This window comes from Rhodopirellula sp. JB055 (assembly GCF_043100905.1).
Classification (GTDB): domain Bacteria; phylum Planctomycetota; class Planctomycetia; order Pirellulales; family Pirellulaceae; genus Rhodopirellula.
In genome coordinates this window covers 1-17,829 of record NZ_JBICHO010000340.1, presented here as the reverse complement: position 1 = coordinate 17,829, position 17,829 = coordinate 1, and the positions used below count along the sequence as shown (strand labels likewise).

General features: G+C 56.2%; 14 protein-coding genes. 9 read left to right on the top strand and 5 right to left on the bottom strand.

Features of this window, described 5'->3' with window-relative positions:
- The coding region (locus ACF8AM_RS13500) for a LamG-like jellyroll fold domain-containing protein (RefSeq protein WP_392556131.1) at positions 1-1,834 on the top strand (1,834 nt) is incomplete at its 5' end.
- Positions 1,835-1,906: 72 nt separating this feature from the next.
- Here ACF8AM_RS13500 and ACF8AM_RS13495 read toward each other — a convergent pair.
- The gene (locus ACF8AM_RS13495; RefSeq protein ID WP_392556130.1) at positions 1,907-3,400 is read right to left on the bottom strand and encodes a polysaccharide lyase family 1 protein; all 1,494 of its coding nucleotides are present in this window, start codon (positions 3,398-3,400) and stop codon (positions 1,907-1,909) included.
- Between the two features lie 104 nt (positions 3,401-3,504).
- Here ACF8AM_RS13495 and ACF8AM_RS13490 point away from each other — a divergent pair, with 104 nt between their 5' ends.
- The gene (locus tag ACF8AM_RS13490) at positions 3,505-4,389 is read left to right on the top strand and encodes an EamA/RhaT family transporter (RefSeq protein ID WP_392556129.1); all 885 of its coding nucleotides are present in this window, start codon (positions 3,505-3,507) and stop codon (positions 4,387-4,389) included.
- A 7-nt stretch (positions 4,390-4,396) separates the two neighbouring features.
- On the opposite strand, the gene ACF8AM_RS13485 is transcribed toward ACF8AM_RS13490, so the two are convergent.
- Positions 4,397-5,563: an alpha/beta hydrolase fold domain-containing protein gene (locus ACF8AM_RS13485; protein WP_392556128.1), complete on the bottom strand. Its 1,167-nt coding sequence runs from the start codon at positions 5,561-5,563 to the stop codon at positions 4,397-4,399.
- Positions 5,564-5,687: 124 nt separating this feature from the next.
- Here ACF8AM_RS13485 and ribA point away from each other — a divergent pair, with 124 nt between their 5' ends.
- Positions 5,688-6,908 (top strand): GTP cyclohydrolase II, encoded by a 1,221-nt coding sequence (gene ribA, locus ACF8AM_RS13480; RefSeq protein WP_392556127.1) that lies wholly within the window; start codon positions 5,688-5,690, stop codon positions 6,906-6,908.
- 59 nt (positions 6,909-6,967) lie between these two features.
- Positions 6,968-7,504, top strand: a complete 537-nt coding sequence (locus tag ACF8AM_RS13475) for a hypothetical protein (RefSeq protein ID WP_392556126.1) — start codon at positions 6,968-6,970, stop codon at positions 7,502-7,504.
- Here the strand turns inward: ACF8AM_RS13475 and ACF8AM_RS13470 are convergent.
- The 3 genes from ACF8AM_RS13470 to ACF8AM_RS13460 all read right to left on the bottom strand — a co-directional run bounded on the left by ACF8AM_RS13470 (position 7,417) and on the right by ACF8AM_RS13460 (position 11,832).
- Entirely contained in the window at positions 7,417-8,340 is a 924-nt protein-coding gene (locus tag ACF8AM_RS13470; RefSeq protein ID WP_392556125.1) for a hypothetical protein, read from the bottom strand. The genes ACF8AM_RS13475 and ACF8AM_RS13470 overlap by 88 nt on opposite strands.
- A 182-nt stretch (positions 8,341-8,522) precedes the next feature.
- Positions 8,523-11,357 (bottom strand): hypothetical protein, encoded by a 2,835-nt coding sequence (locus ACF8AM_RS13465; protein WP_392556124.1) that lies wholly within the window; start codon positions 11,355-11,357, stop codon positions 8,523-8,525.
- 7 nt (positions 11,358-11,364) lie between these two features.
- On the bottom strand, positions 11,365-11,832 hold the full coding sequence (locus ACF8AM_RS13460) for a hypothetical protein (RefSeq protein ID WP_392556123.1): 468 nt from the start codon (positions 11,830-11,832) through the stop codon (positions 11,365-11,367).
- A gap of 255 nt (positions 11,833-12,087) precedes the next feature.
- Between ACF8AM_RS13460 and ACF8AM_RS13455 the strand changes: the two genes are divergently transcribed.
- From ACF8AM_RS13455 to ACF8AM_RS13435, 5 genes are all read left to right on the top strand, one after another.
- Positions 12,088-12,312 (top strand): DUF4339 domain-containing protein, encoded by a 225-nt coding sequence (locus tag ACF8AM_RS13455; protein ID WP_392556132.1) that lies wholly within the window; start codon positions 12,088-12,090, stop codon positions 12,310-12,312.
- Positions 12,313-12,327: 15 nt separating this feature from the next.
- Entirely contained in the window at positions 12,328-14,274 is a 1,947-nt protein-coding gene (locus ACF8AM_RS13450) for a DUF4129 domain-containing protein (RefSeq protein ID WP_392556122.1), read from the top strand.
- Positions 14,271-15,329 (top strand): potassium channel protein, encoded by a 1,059-nt coding sequence (locus ACF8AM_RS13445; protein ID WP_392556121.1) that lies wholly within the window; start codon positions 14,271-14,273, stop codon positions 15,327-15,329. Before ACF8AM_RS13450 ends, ACF8AM_RS13445 begins: the two co-directional genes overlap by 4 nt.
- A gap of 139 nt (positions 15,330-15,468) precedes the next feature.
- Positions 15,469-17,205, top strand: a complete 1,737-nt coding sequence (locus tag ACF8AM_RS13440) for a hypothetical protein (protein ID WP_392556120.1) — start codon at positions 15,469-15,471, stop codon at positions 17,203-17,205.
- Between the two features lie 135 nt (positions 17,206-17,340).
- Entirely contained in the window at positions 17,341-17,790 is a 450-nt protein-coding gene (locus ACF8AM_RS13435; RefSeq protein ID WP_392556119.1) for a DUF1571 domain-containing protein, read from the top strand.
- Positions 17,791-17,829 lie beyond the last annotated feature (39 nt).

Genomic DNA, 17,829 nt, shown 5'->3' with positions numbered 1-17,829 from the left:
TGGACCTGACCCTCGGGCGCATTGGGTCCTTGGAACACCGTTCTTCCAAGACGGAAATTTGAAAAGCCAACTCGGCCCAAACTTGACCGGCAAGGGATCTCCCCTCCTGGAAGATACCGACGGACTCAACGCCATTCGATTGGAAGGAGCTCGGTCATTCTTCGTCGCCGACCAACCTTGGCCTGAATTGCAAAAAAAGCTTCCTCAGGAGGCGATCACGATTGCCGCATGGGTTTCTCTCGACGAAATGACACAGTACGGAGGCATCGTTTCTGCCCTGCAAGACAATGGCGACTCCGAACAAGGTTGGGCCCTTGGGTACAACGACAAAACGTTCTCGTTTGCCCTGTCCAGCCAAGACGCCGACGACGGCAATGGCATGATGACGTACTTGAACGGGAACACCGAAGTGACACTCGGAAAGTGGTACCACGTCGCGGGAGTCTACGATGGCGAAACCATGCAACTCTGGGTCAACGGAAAACTCGATGCAGAAACCGATGCTCAAGGCGGTCCAATCTTGTACCCCGATGAAACCGAGCTCGCCGTCGGAGCCTACCTCGACCGAAACGAATCGTTTCCGATGAACGGGCGATTGGCCAAAATCGCAGTCTATGACTTGGCCGCCAAACCCGCCTGGATCGAACATGACTTTGAACATCAAAAAGCATGGGCAGAGCTTCCACCAACCGCGAAAAAGAAGGCTCCCTTGGACTTCCTGGTCGCCCCGTTCCTGCAGTACGCCACCACCGACAGCATTCGAGTGGTTTGTGAAACCAACGCCGAATGCAAGGTGACCGTGCGGTTCGGAGAAACGGCCGAATTCGACCGCGAAAGTGACGCCGCCTCCGATGACAAGCGAATCCATTCGGCACTACTGGATGGACTGAAACCTGAAACCGGACACTACTATCAAGTCACCGCAACCGATCTGGAAACCCAAGCGTCGGTGGAAAGCAAAGTGCTCTCTTTCCAAACCGCATCACTGCCTGAAACGCCGTATGCCTTTGCCGTCATCTCTGACACACAGGGCAACCCAGCCGTCAGCGGAAAGGTCGGCGAATTGGCCTGGGGACTGCGTCCAAACTTCTTGGTCGTCCCCGGTGACCTGGTCAGCACAGGCACGATCAAGAACGAATGGGTCTATCAGTTTTTCTCGAGCATGAACCCGCTGATCTCCCGAGTTCCCTTCTATCCCGTCTTGGGAAACCACGAGCGCAACGCGGATCACTACTATCGGTACATGGACCTGCCCGCACCTGAATACTACTACTCCTTTCGATACGGGAACGCGGCGTTCTTCATGCTCGATTCCAACAAGGAAATGGGCCCCGACAGCGAACAGTACCAATGGCTTGAAAAGCAACTCGCGGCACTGGAAACAGAAAAAGAAACCGGGAAAGTGGGATGGACGTTTGTCAGCTTCCACCATCCCGCGTATTCATCCGATGAAAACGACTACGGGGATCTCTGGAAAGGCAAAAGCAATTGGGGCGACCTTCGGATCCGCCCGATGACCAAATTGTTCGATCGTTTTGGCGTGGACATCGTCTGGAATGGGCATATCCACTCCTACGAACGCACCTGGAAAATGCACAACGACAAACCGCAGAACGACCGAGGCACGATCTACATGATCACGGGCGGCGGAGGCGGCGGACTGGAACAAGCCGGCCCGATCCGGCCTCCGTTCCAACAAACCGTTCGTCGCGGCCACCACTTTGTTTATGTCGCAGTCAACGGCAAAGAATTGCAGCTCAAATCGTACGACCTGAACGGGCAACTCTTCGACACCGTGACCCTAAAGAAACAAACAACCGAGACCAACCAATAGCAAGGTGTTGAACCTTCGCTCATTCGCTGGCTTTCGCAAATCCACTGCTCGATGCCACGGCGTGTGGGCGTCTCATTGCGAATCACCGGCATTCAATCCGTTGCCGGCGGCGAGGTGATGCAAGTACTCTTCGAGGTTTGTGTAACCATCGCCGTCGCGGTCAGCATTTGGGCCAGTCGCCAATGCGCCGAAGCGTTCGCGTTCCCAAAGATCGGGCATGCCATCCTTGTCGTTGTCGACAGGCGCCGACTGCATGCCTACGAGCTTCGGCCAACCGCCAACCTCGGACGGATCATTCACAAATCGACCAGTCCCATTGAGAACATCTTTGAACACACGCGAGTCGACCGCGTCGATGACCAAGTTGGCACCCGCGTTTGCGATCACCCCGTCTCGGATCTCCGTGGCTGACTGTGTGGACACGTCCCGCAGCGGGAAGTCAAAGGGCTCGGCAGATTGCCATTCAATTGGGGCAGGCTCCTCCATGTAGGTGCCGCAACCAGATTCGCAGCCGATGGCATTCCACTCCGGCTCACTCTTTGAAGTCCGTTTGCTATTGATGTTTCCTCGCGCGTAGGCCATCACACCACGGTTGATCGCGATCGAATAGCGGGATGTGGATGTGTTGGGCCCCGCGATGTGATAGTTGTTGATGAAGTTGACCGTCACGGCAGTGTCATTGTCTGAAAAGACGGTGCCAAAGCTCCCAAAGTTGTAGACCAGGTTGTTGACCAACTCGAACTTTGTGCCGCCGCCGACTCCACCTCCTACCAATGGGTTTCGTTGATTGTTGTGAGTAAAGAGGTTGTTGTAGAAGGTCACTTCGTCGCTGCCGTTGCCGATCAGAGGCCCCATCGAGTGCGGATTCGGATAGGCGGCATGTTCGGTGTCGGTCGTATAAGCGTGCGTGCTGTTAAATAGTGCTTCCGAGAAGATGCAATTTTGGAATGTGATTCGAGTGGGCCCATAAGGATTGACCAACTCGTCCGTGCTCCACGAAAAACTACAGTGGTCAAAGATGAAATCAGTCCCCTTTCCGGTCAGCAGCAGGTTGTCACCATCCACTTCGGGAGGCAGTCCAGGACCGCGGCGAAACCTCAAATACCGGCAGATGAGATTGCTGCCACCAGAAACAGCCACCAGCGTATTCGACGTGGTGCCCTGATTGATTTTCAAGGTGATGCCCTCTCCGCCGCTGCGAAACGCAGTCTCCCCGGCAATCGTCTTGTTCGATGTGATTTTGATTTTGCTTTGCAGATTGATCGTTCCTGCTACTTCAAAAATGACGTACGCCGCACCTTCCGTCTGCAAGGCCGCCCTGAGACTTCCGGGTCCCGAGTCCTTGAGATGCGTCACTTTGCGGACCTCGCCACCACGGCCCCCCGTCGCATATCGGCCCCAACCGCGAGCATCGGGAAACGCGGGCAAGCGAGAATCCACGTCGACGAGTGAGGTCCCATCGCGATCGCCGCCGTGTACGTTAAGGCGGTCGTCGCCAAGAGAGGATGAAACAGCCAAGCACTGCATTCCTAGGATGGCGACGACAAAGAAGTAGGATCGGTTCATGTGCATTCTCTTGATGTGATTTTCGGCCGTGGCGATTCATCAGAACACGGCGGCAACCAGTCTTCAACTATCGCATCGGCGATGGAAGCGGTATCGTTTCCGCCATGCACCTCTTACTTCCTTTGCTGGCCAGTGTTCTCTTTGTTTGCGGCCTGATCTTTGTCAAACGAGTCAGCCGTTCGTCCGTTCGCCCAGACGGGGTCGGGCAAGTCACGCTGTTGTTCTGCGTGAACATGGGTTCCTCCGCCCTGATGATGTTGCTGTGGCTTTTCGACGGTCCAGAAACCTACTGGCTGAACGTTTGGCAACCTGCGGTGGTAGCACTGCTGTTCATGCTGGGGTTGTTGCTGACATTCACAGCGGTGGAGGTCGGAGATGTCTCCATCGCAGCCCCAGTGTTTGGGGTGAAGGTTGTGTTCGTGACCTGCTTGCTTGCCTTTTCATCGGCCACAGGAGTCCCCCACGCGATTTGGGGAGCCGCTTTCTTGGCGGCATCTGGCATCGCCCTGATCCAGTGGACGGGGCAGCATCATCCTCGTCGAATCGGACTGACCATCGCGTTGGCCCTTGGGGCAGCGAGTTGTTACGCCACATTTGACTTGTTGGTCCAACGCTGGTCACCGGCTTGGGGATCCACTCGATTGTTGCCGGCGGTGTTCCTGATCGTCGCGGCACTCTCCCTGCTCGCGTTGCCTTGGGTTCGATGGCAATCGGTGGTTTCTCACGGCAATTGGAAGCTGCTGATTCCCGCGGTCTTCCTGCTCGCTTGCCAAGCGTTCAGCATCACGATCGCGGTCTCGGTCTTTGGCGACGCAGCGCGACTGAACGTCGTCTATTCGCTGCGTGGTTTGTGGGGTGTGTTACTCGCCTACACCGCAGCGAAAATCTGGGGCGGCGCGGAAGCGGACCTCAGCGGCAAACTTCTGCTGATGCGATTGTCGGGGGCAGTTTTATTGACGTTCGCGGTTGCCCTGGCTGTGTTGTCTTGATCTCGAATCAACGCAAACGTTTCGGAGGCGATGACGACGGTTGCAACAATTGCTTCACGAAGAATTCCTTGACCCGCTGCTTCGTGGTCGGATGAAACAACGTCATCATGTGCCCTTGGTTTTCAATCACGGTCAAGGAAACTACCACGCCAGCTTCCATCAATGCGTCGGCAAATTTCTGACTGTTTTCCAACGGGACCAGCAAGTCCTTTTCACCATGAATCAACTGCATCGGCGGATCGCCGGGTGAGACATGGGCGGTGGGCGATGCTCCCAAGTAATTGTCCGGCACTTCCCGGGGCGTGCCGCCTAAGAAGTAGCTCAGTCCCGCGTTGTCATCGGGAACGATTCGAAAATCACACGGCGGGCCGCCTGCACAAACGGCGGCGATCGGCGGCAACTGTTCCCACCGTGGGTCATCGGATCCCCATTCGCTGGCAAGCATTTGAGTTGGTCGATCCTCATTGGCCAACACTCCAATCAGTGCTGACAGATGGCCCCCTGCCGAGTAGCCAAAGATCCCAACACGATTCAGGTCCACTTTCCAAGCATCAGAATGCTTGACCAATTGCAGCAGGACTTGTCGCACGTCGTCCACCTGCCGCGGAAACTGATGCTGCGGCGCGAGACGGTAATTCATGTTGAGGACCACAAACCCCAATTGCGCCAAGCGATCGCAATATGTTCGCAAAGTCCACTTGTCGCCGATCGCCCAGCCACCACCGTGCACCATCAAGATGGCCGGACGAGCTGGGCCTGCAGCCAAAACGTTCCCAGCATCGTCCGTCAAAACGGAGTGCTGATCCGTGACCGGAATGTGCAAATCAAACAGCCCCGCAGCGCCATCGGCATCGCTGTAACGAAGATTGAGAAACTGCCGCACTTCCACCGCTGTCTCCGGATCCGGCGTCTCATCACCAACTGCGTTGACATCAACGGCGGGCGGAACCGTGGCGGAACCGCTGGACTCTTCCGCATTCCCTGCATTCACCGTTCCATCGTCATCGGACCAGGCCGTCCCCCCGTTTAGAAACAGCACCAACGCCAGAGCGCAACTTCCGAGCAGCGCCCACGAACGCAGCGACAGACATCTCAGTCCGCCCCGCCCCTCAAAAATCCCGCTCGCGAATTTTCGCGGTGGCAGGCAACGTTCAACAAAGGCGGTGAGCATCATGGTTGGGTCCGTAGGCGAGGTTTCCATCACACGTATAATACGTTTCGGTCCAGCGTCGAGTCATTGCCATTTCGTCGCATGTGCCAGCCCTCATTCCCCCCATCGCTGACCCGATCTGCCCAATATGTCATCCTCGATTGAGTTGAACACGATCCCCGAAGCCGTCGAAGCCATCGCCCGTGGCGATGTCATCATCGTGATTGACGCGGAAGACCGGGAAAACGAAGGCGATTTCATCTGCGCCGGTGAAAAAGCGACCCCAGAACTGATCAATTTCATTTTGGGCGGGCGTGGACAGTTGTGCGTTTCGGTGCTGCCAGAGGTTTGCAAACGACTGGAATTGTCGCCGGTCGTCCCGCAAAACAACGCTCCTCTGCAGACCGCGTTCATGACGCCCATCGACATCGCGACCGCGAAAACGGGTATCACGGCGGCGGAGCGAAGCGAAACCATCCGTCTTTTGACCAATCCAGAAGCCACCCAAGAAGACTTCGTTCGTCCCGGTCACGTGTACCCGTTGCTGGCCAAAGAAGGCGGGGTGCTTCGCCGAGCTGGCCACACCGAAGCGGCGATCGACCTGTCTCGCATGGCAGGTTTGGCGCCCGTTGGCGTTCTCTGCGAAGTGCTCAACGAAACGGGCGACCGCGCTTCCCGAGAGGATTTGGCAAAATTGGCCAAGGAACATGATCTGAAAATCATCAGCATCGAACATCTGATCGCCCACCGACGCGTGAGTGAAAAACTGGTCAGCCGCGCTGCCACCTCGGAACTGCCCACTCGTTACGGCGACTTCGAAGTCATCGTTTACGAGGTCAACTACGAAGCCCAAGAACCCATCGCGATTGTGTTTGGTGACTTGACCACGCCGGGCGCACCCCCCTTGGTTCGCATGCACAGCAGTTGCTTCACGGGAGATTTGATCCAATCTCTCCGCTGCGATTGCGGAGACCAACTGCACATGGCACTGGACATGATCAGTCGCGAAGGCCGAGGTGCTTTGATCTATCTCCCGCAAGAAGGGCGGGGCATTGGTCTGGCACAAAAGATCCGGGCTTATGCGTTGCAAGACAAAGGCATGGATACAGTCGAAGCCAACCACGCACTGGGTTTCAAAGCCGACATGCGTGACTACGGTGTCGGACTTCAAATCCTGAAAGACCTCGGTTTGTCAGAGGTCCGCTTGTTGACCAACAACCCGAAGAAAACCAAAGCGTTCAACCTTCGTGGATTTGACTTGAAGGTCGTCGACCAAGTCCCCATCGTCCCTCCTAGCAACGAACACAATGTTCGCTACTTGGAAACCAAACGCGAAAAGATGGGGCACCAACTGCCGCCACTGTCGTGAACCGGCCCAGCGAATCCCCGCCCAGCGAACTTTCATCGAGGGCTTTTTCAGAACCTTCCTTGCGATTCACGGTCTTGCATCACCGAGTGCCGACCGCCACCGCCCCGCAGGTCACCGCGGCACCGGCTTTGTCTGCTCAAGCAACGGTCGCACGTGGCGACCACTTTGATTGGTTGTTCGAACGGAGTTCCGGTGGCGAGAAACTTTGGACGTTTGCCACTCCCGTCATTGAACTTGTCTCCGCAGACGCAATTCCCATGACGCGTTTGCCTGATCATCGGCGGCTTTACCTGGACTACGAAGGCCCGGTGTCCAACGACCGCGGCGTGGTCACACAGGTCGCAAGCGGAACCCACCGAGTCCATCGAGCGGGGTTGCCACCGCAATCAGGCGCCGACGAGCTCTCGTTCCAAACCACGGTCTCGTTTCAACAGCCAGGATCTTCAGCGGAAATTCGAATCACTCGATGCTTTGAACTGCTGTTTCAACCTGCTTCCAAGCAGTCGATTCACTGGTACAGCGACAAGGAATCGTCTGAACGAGTTCGCAACACAGCGGGAGTCGTCTGGGATGGCTTTCTAACCATCCAGCGCTGACCGGACGCCTTCGTTCCCGACGCTTTCGAGTCGGCTCGACGCTGATCCCGGTATCGATCACCGGGCGTCGTTCCGTCAGTGCTTTGCATCTGCGATCCGGATATTGATGCTGAACGACCGTCCGTGTGTTGATCGGATGCACGCGAAGTTTCATCCCCGGAATCGTTGGCTTGTTGGGATTGTTTGCGGAAAGAAACAAACCGATGCACTGGACCACGCGGCGAATAGAAATCCTGGGCCAACTGGCCAGCTTGTCCTGACAATCGCAAACGTCCGGCGGTCAGGCTGACCAATTCGATGACCAAGGGTTTGAATGCGTAGTGAGGGTCTTCGGAAGGAATGTGCACCAACGCGATCGGTCCATCGTCGGTGAAATCCCAGCGGATATCCAAATCGCCCAGTGCAGCTTCGCGGCTGATCCGACGCACAAAGGGTTCGAGCGGCAATGGCAACGCACCCGCTTTCAAGTCCGACAAATGAATCGCCAGCAGGTTGGGTTCTTCCGTCATTTGAACCGACAAGCGGCAGGAAACCACGGTGTCCCATCGCGACGATTGATAGCGAACCGCGGCATGAATCTGGCCGTCTTCGATCGCGATCGCTGGCTCGCAGACGCCGTGTCGTGAAAGTCGATCAAAACGCTCGGGCAATTGATCGGCCAACCACGCGTTGATCTCCTCTTCACTGAACGATGCGTTCCAAGACCCCCGACGTGACAAGTCCGATTGCAGTTGCTCCACGTCATACTGCAATTGGTTCCGAGCAACTTCCATCGCCTGATCGGATTGATCCAATACCCGTTGGTAAAAATCGGGCACATGTCGAGATTGTCGCACGGCCCAAAAACTCGCCGTGCCGCCCACAACCAATACCACTGCCAAAACCGCGGCGGCGATGCGTCCCCAAAAACGAAAGGACGACCGGCTGCGTTTCTTTGCGTTCGCAGGCTCTGATCGTTGCGACGGCGAATGGCACATAAGCGAAACCTTTGGAAGGCGTTCGGCTGATCAAAAACGACTCAAAATCTTAGCGGTTCAGGCAACCAGTTGCGAATTTTTCCAGTCACACCTGAATTTTGTTGCGATGAATCCACACGAGGCTGCTTGCCCGCGGAGCCCGGGGGGGCCTCTGCGGTCCCAACCGGATCGGCCCCCATTTTCCCGTTGACGATGGTTCCGATTGGCAGCCCAGCGGTGGACGACGCGGCGACCGCGACGGGGCTGGCAACATCCCTTCCAAACGCAGGCTGAACAAATGGGCGACTTGCTTCGGCACGGCGAGGATCGGTCGATCGCCGCATGGCAAATTGCAACAACTGCTGAGCCCAAAAATGATTCAGCAACTGCGCCGACGCTTTGACATCGTCTCGCTGCAACCCTTGAACAGCCAAGTAGGCCAGGCTCTGCAGTTCCGCCCGCTCGGATCGGCTAGCGAACCAATCGGTTACAAATATCTCATCCACCCAGATGATCCCATCGGACAGATTGTCGATCGTCACACGCAGATCGCGTGTTCGTTCCACATCAATGTTCAACCATTCCAATACCACGTTGGCGTCTTGCCACTTGCCGTTCACAGGCACTTCGACCTCTCGCCAATGCCGGCAGGGTTGACCGTCAAGAGACCCTTCCAGTGCGACTCGCAGCGTCAGAGTTTTGGCCGGCTCTTCCACGCCATCCTGTCCCGACATGTTGCCAGGACCGGACGTGTCAGACAGAACCTGAGGAGCCTTGCCCGCGACGGGATTGGCCAGCGGCGGAGTGGATGTTCGCGTGTTCGCCGAGCCCGTACGAGGTTCGCGATAACCACGAACGGCCATGGAAATGGCCACGCGTCCCGCGATTGGAGTCGCGATGTTTTTGCTGATCAACCAAGCCTGCGTTCCGGACTCATCCCGAGCCGCCAAACGAACACTCTGTTCGCCACGAAACGCCGAACGTGAATCCAATTTCACCGCGTCAGCAGGATGCTGAGCATGCATCCAATTGGGAATCCCAAGTCGCGCGTTCGCATCCGGTAAACTGCCTTGTTCGAAACCGCCATTGCTGAGCAATGATTGCGGCATGGTTGAAAACGATTGCGGTGCGGCTTGCTTGGAAGAACGCAGCAACGTTGTGCTGGCCTGAATCACTCGCCCGGGATTCCAACGATCAATCGAAGACCGTGCCGGTGCGGCTCGCCGTTCAGCGTCTGATGACGGCGAGTCGAATTCGCGAGGCAATCGATCCAGTTCACTCAACAAACCAACATGCTCGACGACCATGGTGACTTGTTCGGTGATTCGAGGCATCATCGTGGCGGGATCTGAAACCGTCCCGGTCCAAGCAATCTTGGAAGGCAGCGGCGATTCACTTTGACAAACCAAGATTTGATGCGGAGGCAATTTCAAACGCGCCCCCAACCCTGTCTGTTCGGGCACCGTGAGTGCCAGGTCGACGTCTTCCTCTTTGGATTCTGTTTTCCAAACGGTCTCCTCAGTCGTCGCAAGCGAAACGGTCATAGGCCACGGAGCCCGATTCACAAGAATCAAGGAATGACTGGACGGGTGCAAAGCGACGGTCACCAATCCATCGACCGACTTCTGATTGGCATCGGCAACCTTGGCGGGAATCAAAACCAGTTCCTCGTGCCAGTTTTTCCACGCATGGAAAGCGATCTTTCCGCTGGACGATTCAAGCATTTCGCGATCGACGAACAAGAATCGCGGCGATCTGGAATCTGTTGTCGAGGAAGCGACTTGTGAATTCAGCCGACCCGCTCGGTGGCCAGCCAAATCCCACCACTGAATCCATTGATCGTCCATCTGTTGCATCGAAACAGCACCGCTGCCGAGCAATGATGCAGTGTCCGAAGCCAGGCCGTCCAAACCGGAATCGATCGATTGATATCCCAACCAAAATCCCTTGGCCGGCTCCGATGCCGGACCTTCCGCGACTGGAAAATGCGAACTCAACCGCGGAGGTGACTCACGTCGATGATCACTGACCAGCCAAACCTGTTGGGTTGTTCGCTCGGGTTGAAGTCGGCGAATTTCGACCAGGGTTTGCTTGAGCGAAGGCAGCGTGGACGGTTCGTTGGAAACAAGTTCGCTGGTCGACTCTTCCGCATTGGGGTCTTCGACCAAAATCAAATGCTGACGCTTCAGTTTGGCAATGATTGGCAGCAGAGCCTCCGTGGCATGGTGATGGCCACAGTATCGGCACCGGATCGTTTCCGATTGCCAAGGCACCACAAAACCGGCTGCTTGTCCCTGCCCCCAAAATGCATTCCACGATTCAACCAACTGATCCACCGGAGCACCGCATTGCAAATGCGGTGGTTCCAACCAAACCTGGCCCTCTGCTTGAATCATTTCATTCGCGGCCAGACGGACCAACATGGCGTCTTCTTCGGGATCGAATTCGGAAGCCGAAGTTTCCGATTCGTCCGCCGATTCGATCTTCGCGATCGGCAGCACGATCGCATCGACACCTTCTTCACGGAGACCTTTGATCTCTCGCTTTATGCAATCCAGACGAGCCTGCCAACGGAAGGCTTCCTTCGAAATGGGTGCATCCTCATGGCGCCAGCTCCAACTCAACAAGGAATGCTCATTCGCCGTTGTGTCCACCGAGGTGTGAGAACACCACGACCTCAACGTTGCCATGTCGACTCGAGTCATCACCTGACGTGGCTTCAGTTCCATCGGTTGAGAATCAACCGCGGGCGATGCGCCGACGACCTCCTGCTGCGATCCACTGGCCGGGAACACAATCACGGTCCAACTGCGAACCACGTCCATCGAATCATGTTCCGTCAGAGAGTCCAAACGCAACCAACGTTGCCAACCTTTCTGGTTTCGAGGGACGCGCATCTGGACATCATAAATTCCAGGCTCGGTGATCGACCGGTTCTGATACCGTCGCGGGCGAAATCCTCACTTGACCAATCAAGGCATTGGATTCGGCAGACCGAATGTCCAGTCGTCCTGAACCGCCCGCCGATCGTTCTGAATCAGTCGCTGCGGCAGGCGCCATTTCGCTGGCGTCAGCTTCGTTGCCAACCGCGTCCTCTTCCCCTTCGATCCGGAACCGAATCACCGAGTCCGTCAACTCGCAGGAAGGAATGCCCTTTTCCGGCAAGACAATGATTTTTTCACTGGTTTGCGCGAGGGCATTCGTCACGCCAAAAACACAGACCACGACCCCGGTCAACATCCGCGAGACCGTGATCGCGAAAGAATTGTCGCACGCACTGACCCCGCCACGATGACGGCCGTATCGAGGTTGACTCCGAGCGTTCTTTTCGCGTTGCCCCATCACTTGAAAACCAGCTTTTGTGACAATCACCACCCAACAGAGTGGCCGATTTTTTTGAGATCCAAATTGAACCGTCCACGGCCAAAGTACTGGTTTCATCACCGCCGTCACAAGACGATTTCCACGAGAACTCGCGTTGAAAAGCCCCCCCTTACAGGCGAAAACACCACCCTTGACGCGAAAGAATCACCCCAGAATTAGCTGTGATCAAGGTGACAAAAACACTAAGCTCAAGGTTGTTCCGCATACTTAGTGGAGGTGCAGATGAGTGCCCAATGGTATTACATGAGCCACGGATGGTTTCATACGACGAAACGGATCGGTCCCATCAGCGAACCTGAAATGTTGCTTCGAATCGATCGGGGAAAAATTTCACCAGAAACCCTGGTGCAGAGTACCAAGACCCGGCAACGATGGGTTCCAATGAGTACGATTGAACCCGCCATGCGGCGATGGAAAGCGTCTCATCCCAACGAAGCCGGTGACGCCGCGCACGGGCAGGCCAGCTAGCAAAACGGCATCTTCTTGAGCCGACTGCATCATACCGCCGCCGACTACGCCGCCATCGCGATTGCGCCGGTGTTGATCTTTATGATGCTGTTCAGCTTGGCCAGCTTCCTATGCATCGTCTTGTACTCCGGCGGGTACTCCGGTGCATTGGTGTGGACGATGTTGATGTACACGATGGGAGCGACCGCGATCGCTCGCATCACCATCGAACACGACCGACAGTACTCCTCGCTGTATGCGATTGCCCTTGGTATCGCGACCGTTTACGTCTTGGTGGTGTACGTCGGCGACCCGATCTTTTCCATCGGAATCGTGTGGGTGGTTGGATATCTGGCCGACAAGATCGTCCATGACTGCACCCTCGTCGATGACTCCGTCGACAGCAGTGGCCAAGGGTTGATCGACAGTGGATTGTCATTCCTGAAACTTCGACGGCAGCAAAAGCAACAATCGGACCTCTCGCTATCAAAGACGACGACGGACGCGAACGACCCGAGTGCTAAACCGAATTCGAAACGCTCGGCCAAAAATCCGGCGGCGGGACATCAACCGGGGCGAACCGTGCTGTGGTTGGCACTGGGTGCCTTGCCGTTATTTGGTTTGGGGCAATTCTTTCTGGGCAGTGATTCCAGCTCATGGAACTTGGCCCGCATTCTTCTGACGCTCTATTTGTTCTCCGCGCTGTCTCTGCTCGTGGTGACATCGTTCCTGAACCTTCGACGCTATCTACGACAGCGACAAACCGAGATGCCGATGGATGCGACCATCGCCTGGCTGGCTGGCGGCATTGTCATCATTGGGTTGATCCTGATGATTGCCTACATCGCCCCGCTGCCCGGGAAAGCCGTGGCGTCGATGAAGGTCCCGGAATTTCTTACCAACCGGAAACCGTTGTCCGCCAGCGAGTACGGATGGGGCGACGAAGGAGCGGAGATCAGCGACGAGAACGATGCCCGATCCTCCGAAACCAGCGAAGACGGTTCCCCCAGCGGCGAAACCAAACCGGGCGGAAAACCAGGCGGCTCAAAAGGAAATCGCGAAGATGGTCCCGCCGGTAGTGATCCGGGCGGAAAGAAGCAAGGCAAAGGCCAGGACCCCGGCAGCGATCAACCCGCCGGAGACAAACCGAACGAGTCCTCCAAGAACCCATCTTCGCCACCCAACGAATCCGGTTCCCCTGCCCAGCAACCATCTGCCCAGAAACCAAACGAGTCCCAATCGAACACGCCCCAGGACAGCGCATCGGGTGAAGACCAAGGCGAATCAGGCTCGAAATCCGATTCGGCGGAAAACGCTCAAACGCCTGAAGATCAATCCACCGAAAATCAACCCTCGCAGCAATCCCAATCCAACACCGAGAATTCCTCACGATCTTCCGATCGGCAAAATGCGAACCAGAGCCAACAGCAGGAACCGCTGTCCGCTCGGACCAAGCCACCAACGGATCGTTCGCCCCCTTTGAGCGGCGTGTTCAGCACCATGTTTGGAATGCTGAAGTGGGTGATTTTGCTCGCGTTGTTGGTGTTCATTGCGTTCTTTGTCGCTCGCAACCTGGACGCCATCTTGGCGTGGTGGGACAGCCTTTTTGCAGACGAAGAGGACGCCTCCTCCGCAGCCCAGCCAACCGAAAGAAAAAGCATTCAGTCGGAATCGCCGCCGCGCCCGTTTTCATCGTTCCGAAACCCAGCCGGCGATCCCGATCCACGTCGCGTGGTGGTCATCACGTTTCAAGCCCTGGAAGCTTGGTGCCGCGAACAGGGTGTCGAGCGGGCGCCAGATGAAACGCCATCTGAATTCGTCCGTCGAGTTGCGACGCAGTTCCCCTCGCTCGGCCAATCGGCGGTCCAGGTCGTCGATGCTTACAACCGAATCGTCTATGGTCGTGCAGCGGCCCAGCAAAATGATGTCGAGGCCGCCAACTCGGTTTGGCAAGTATTCGCCAGTGGCACCCGCTCTTCATGACGTCGCATTCGCAATCACCCATCCACACGCAAATCGCTCGCGTCACCGCGCCGTGGATGTTTACGATCTCGGTGTTGTTCTTGGTGTGCCAAGCGATCTTGATCGTGATGTGGGTCGACGTTCCCAATCTTCGCGAAACGGCCTCGCAAGCTCACCCGGATCAATACGTCATCCCAGTCGATTCCACGTACCTTGGCATGTGGTTTGAACGAGCTGCCATCCTCACGATGTTGGCGATCTGGCCGATCATCATCGTCGAATCCGTTTACCACTGGATCATTCGGCCCAAGTCCCGGTCGATGCGTTGGTTCCATTTCTACACGTTGACGTTTTGCATTTGCCCGTCGCTGCGTATGTGCGCTCGCAGTTACGAAATGCACGGTCAACTGTGGTTGCCCGGAATGTCGTGGCAACGAACCAACAAACGTTTGCGACGGCGTTTGGCCCAGCACTTCAGCGTTCCGATGATCGGCATCGCGCTGCTGATCTTGCCTGTTCTGGTCACCGAATTCTTTCTCAAAGACCAAGTCGCACGCTATCAATGGCTGCGAATCGCGTTGCACATTGGCACCGGAGTGATCTGGTTCGCATTCGCGGACGAGTTCATTTTGATGGTCTCGATTGCGGAAAAAAAGCTGCAATACATCCGCCACAACTGGGTCGACCTGGCCATCATTTTGCTGCCGTTTTTCTCGTTCCTGCGGTCGATGCAGGCCGTTCGAGGGACCCGCTTGGCGAAGCTCGCGAAAATCCCCCAGATTGCCAAACTTGCGAGAGCGTATCGCTTGCGGGGCACAGCCCTCAAAGGATTTCGAGCGTTGGTGATTCTGGGCGTTGCCACGCGATTGTTCAAAACCGACAAAAGTCGCCAGCTCACCCGGCTGCAGGCAGAATTGGCTGTCGCACGTCGTGAAACGCGTCTGATCCGACTGGCGATCGCTCGTTTGGAGCGTGAAATCCGGGAGGAACAGGACGATCAGGCAGCCCAGGCCCTGGATTCTGCCGATTCGGGAAGCCACCAAGACGCGAAAATATCCTCGGAGAAACTCGCCTAAATTGCCAACATTGCTGAAACTTCGGCGAATCGGCTTGGGTACCTTTCTTCGTAGGCGCCCTGTTCCTGACATGACACGGCCTTACAGTTGAAGCTCTTGCCTTTTCAATTTCCAATTTGATCCGACAAAGGACGCACCCGTGAGATTGTCGTACGCCCGTTTCCAACCCGCCCGCCCAGGCGTTTCTCGAGTTGCCACGTTCGCGTTGGCCGCTTTGGTCGCCGTCGCAGGTATCGCCTCGCCATTCACCTCGGTGATGGCTCAAGAAAAATTGACTCCCGGTGGCGGCAGTGCCGTGGCCGGACAATCCACTGAACCAGTCGTCGTGGTCACGCTGGGCAGCATCGATCAGTTGACCCGCGATTTGAATTACCTCAGCGGTGCGATTGGCCAGCCACAATTGGGCGGCATGTTCGCCATGATGGCCGGAACGTTCACCCAAGGCATCGACACCTCGCAGCCTGTCGGCGTGATCGTGCCATTGATCGACGGTGCTCCTGAACCCATCGCGTTGTTGCCAACCGCCAACGTCAAGACCGTGCTGAAACGCATGGAAGCTCAGGTCGGCCCCGCCGATGAACTGGACGACGGCACCATGGTGATCGCAATCGGTGCCAACACCGTGTTCATCCGCCAAATCGGCAACTGGGCTGTTCTAGCTCGCAACCGAAGCGTGCTCGACAATGCTCCCGCTGACCCATCGGCCATCATCAGCGAAATGGGAACGGACTATGACATCGCCGTCCGCTTGGACGTGCAACAAGTCCCACCGCCGATGCGTGATGCGTTGATCGGTCAAATCCGTCAAGGCTTTGACCAAGCCATGAAGCAGCAACAAAACGGCGACGAAGCCGCGATGGAATACGCTGCTCAATCGATCGAACAACTCGAACAAGTCATCGATCAAACCAAGGAGTTGATGATCGGCATCGACATTGATTCGGCCAATCGCCGCATCTTGCTCGAAACCGAATTCACCGCCGTCGCCGGCACCAAATTGGCCCGCATCTACGACGGACAAAAACCAATCCCGTCGGCTTATAGCAGCGTCATTCGTGAAGATGCCGCCGGCTACGTTCACTTCGCCAGCTCGATTGGCCCCGAGGCTTTGGAACAAGCTCAAACGAGCGTCGACGGTGCGATGCAAATGCTGGGATCGGCCCTGAGCCAAACCGACAAACTGAGCGAAGCTGAACAAGCCGAAGCCACGGACATGATTCGCCGCGTCGTTGAATTGATGATGGACTCGGCCAAAGAAGGCAAGTCGGACTTTGGCGCTCTGTTGTTGACCGATGCCAACAAACTGCAATTCGCTCTGGGCTCCTTTGTCGCCGATGGTGGAGAAGCCGCCAGCATTGTCAAAGATTTGGCAGCCAAGGTCCAAGGCCACGGCGACGCACCTCGCTTTGAGTTTGACGTCAACAACTACAAAGGCGTCAACATGCACTTGGTGGAAGCCGACGTGCCAGCCGATGAAGACGAAGTTCGCAAAATCTTCGGCGAACAAGTTCGCGTTCACATCGGAACCGGCCCCAAAGCCATCTACGTAGCTTTGGGAGACGACAGCCTGCCATTTATGAAACAACTGATTGATTCAGAAGCGACTCCTGTGGCTCCATCGGGCAACACGTTGATGCAACTGGAAGTCAACCTGATGCCGATCCTTCAGTTCGCTCAATCCGTTGAAAACAACGACGCGATCGCCGCCATGATCGACGCTCTTTCGCGAGCCGATGACGCAGGTGAACTGCGGATCGTTTCCGAAGCAATCGAAAACGGCCAAATCAGCCGGTTCATCATCGGTGACGGCATGCTGCAAGCCATCGGTGCTGCCGCTCGCCAAGCTCAACAAGCCAAAATGAACCAGGGCTTCTGAGCCAAACATTTGTCATTCCGATCATTTGCACTGTCAGATGATCGGAATCATTGACCTCTCAAACCTCTCTGGGCGAGCCTGACAACAGGTGAATTCAGAGAGGTTTTTTCATATTCTCAACCGGTGTTTGTTTTCATGGCTTCCGATTCATCTTCCGCCCATTCCAACGGCAATGTGTCTTGTTGCAGCCGGCGCAGAACCTGCCTGATTGGCCTGCTGTGTTTCTTTGTGGGGTTGGGCTTGGGTTGGTTCGTCCGCGGGAAAAGTGCGCCACGTTCTGTCGCCAATCCACCGACCGCGATCGGCCCCCCTTCGTCAGTCAGCAACGCTCAAAACGACGGGACGACCGAATCAGCTTCCGTCGAAGTTCCCATGTCAGAGGTGCTGAAACTCGCCGAGGACTCGCTGCAGCATTTGATCGCCAACGTCGACGGCTACACGACACGGATGATCAAACACGAACAAGACCGCAACGGAGTCTTACAAGAACCGTCCGAGATGTTCATGAAAATCCGAACGCGACATGTGGGTGGAAAACCAGGACAAGGCCTTCGCGCTTATTTGCGATTCGAAACATACAACTAAATATTTCTCGCCTTCATCGTTCGGTGTTTGCAAGGTTTC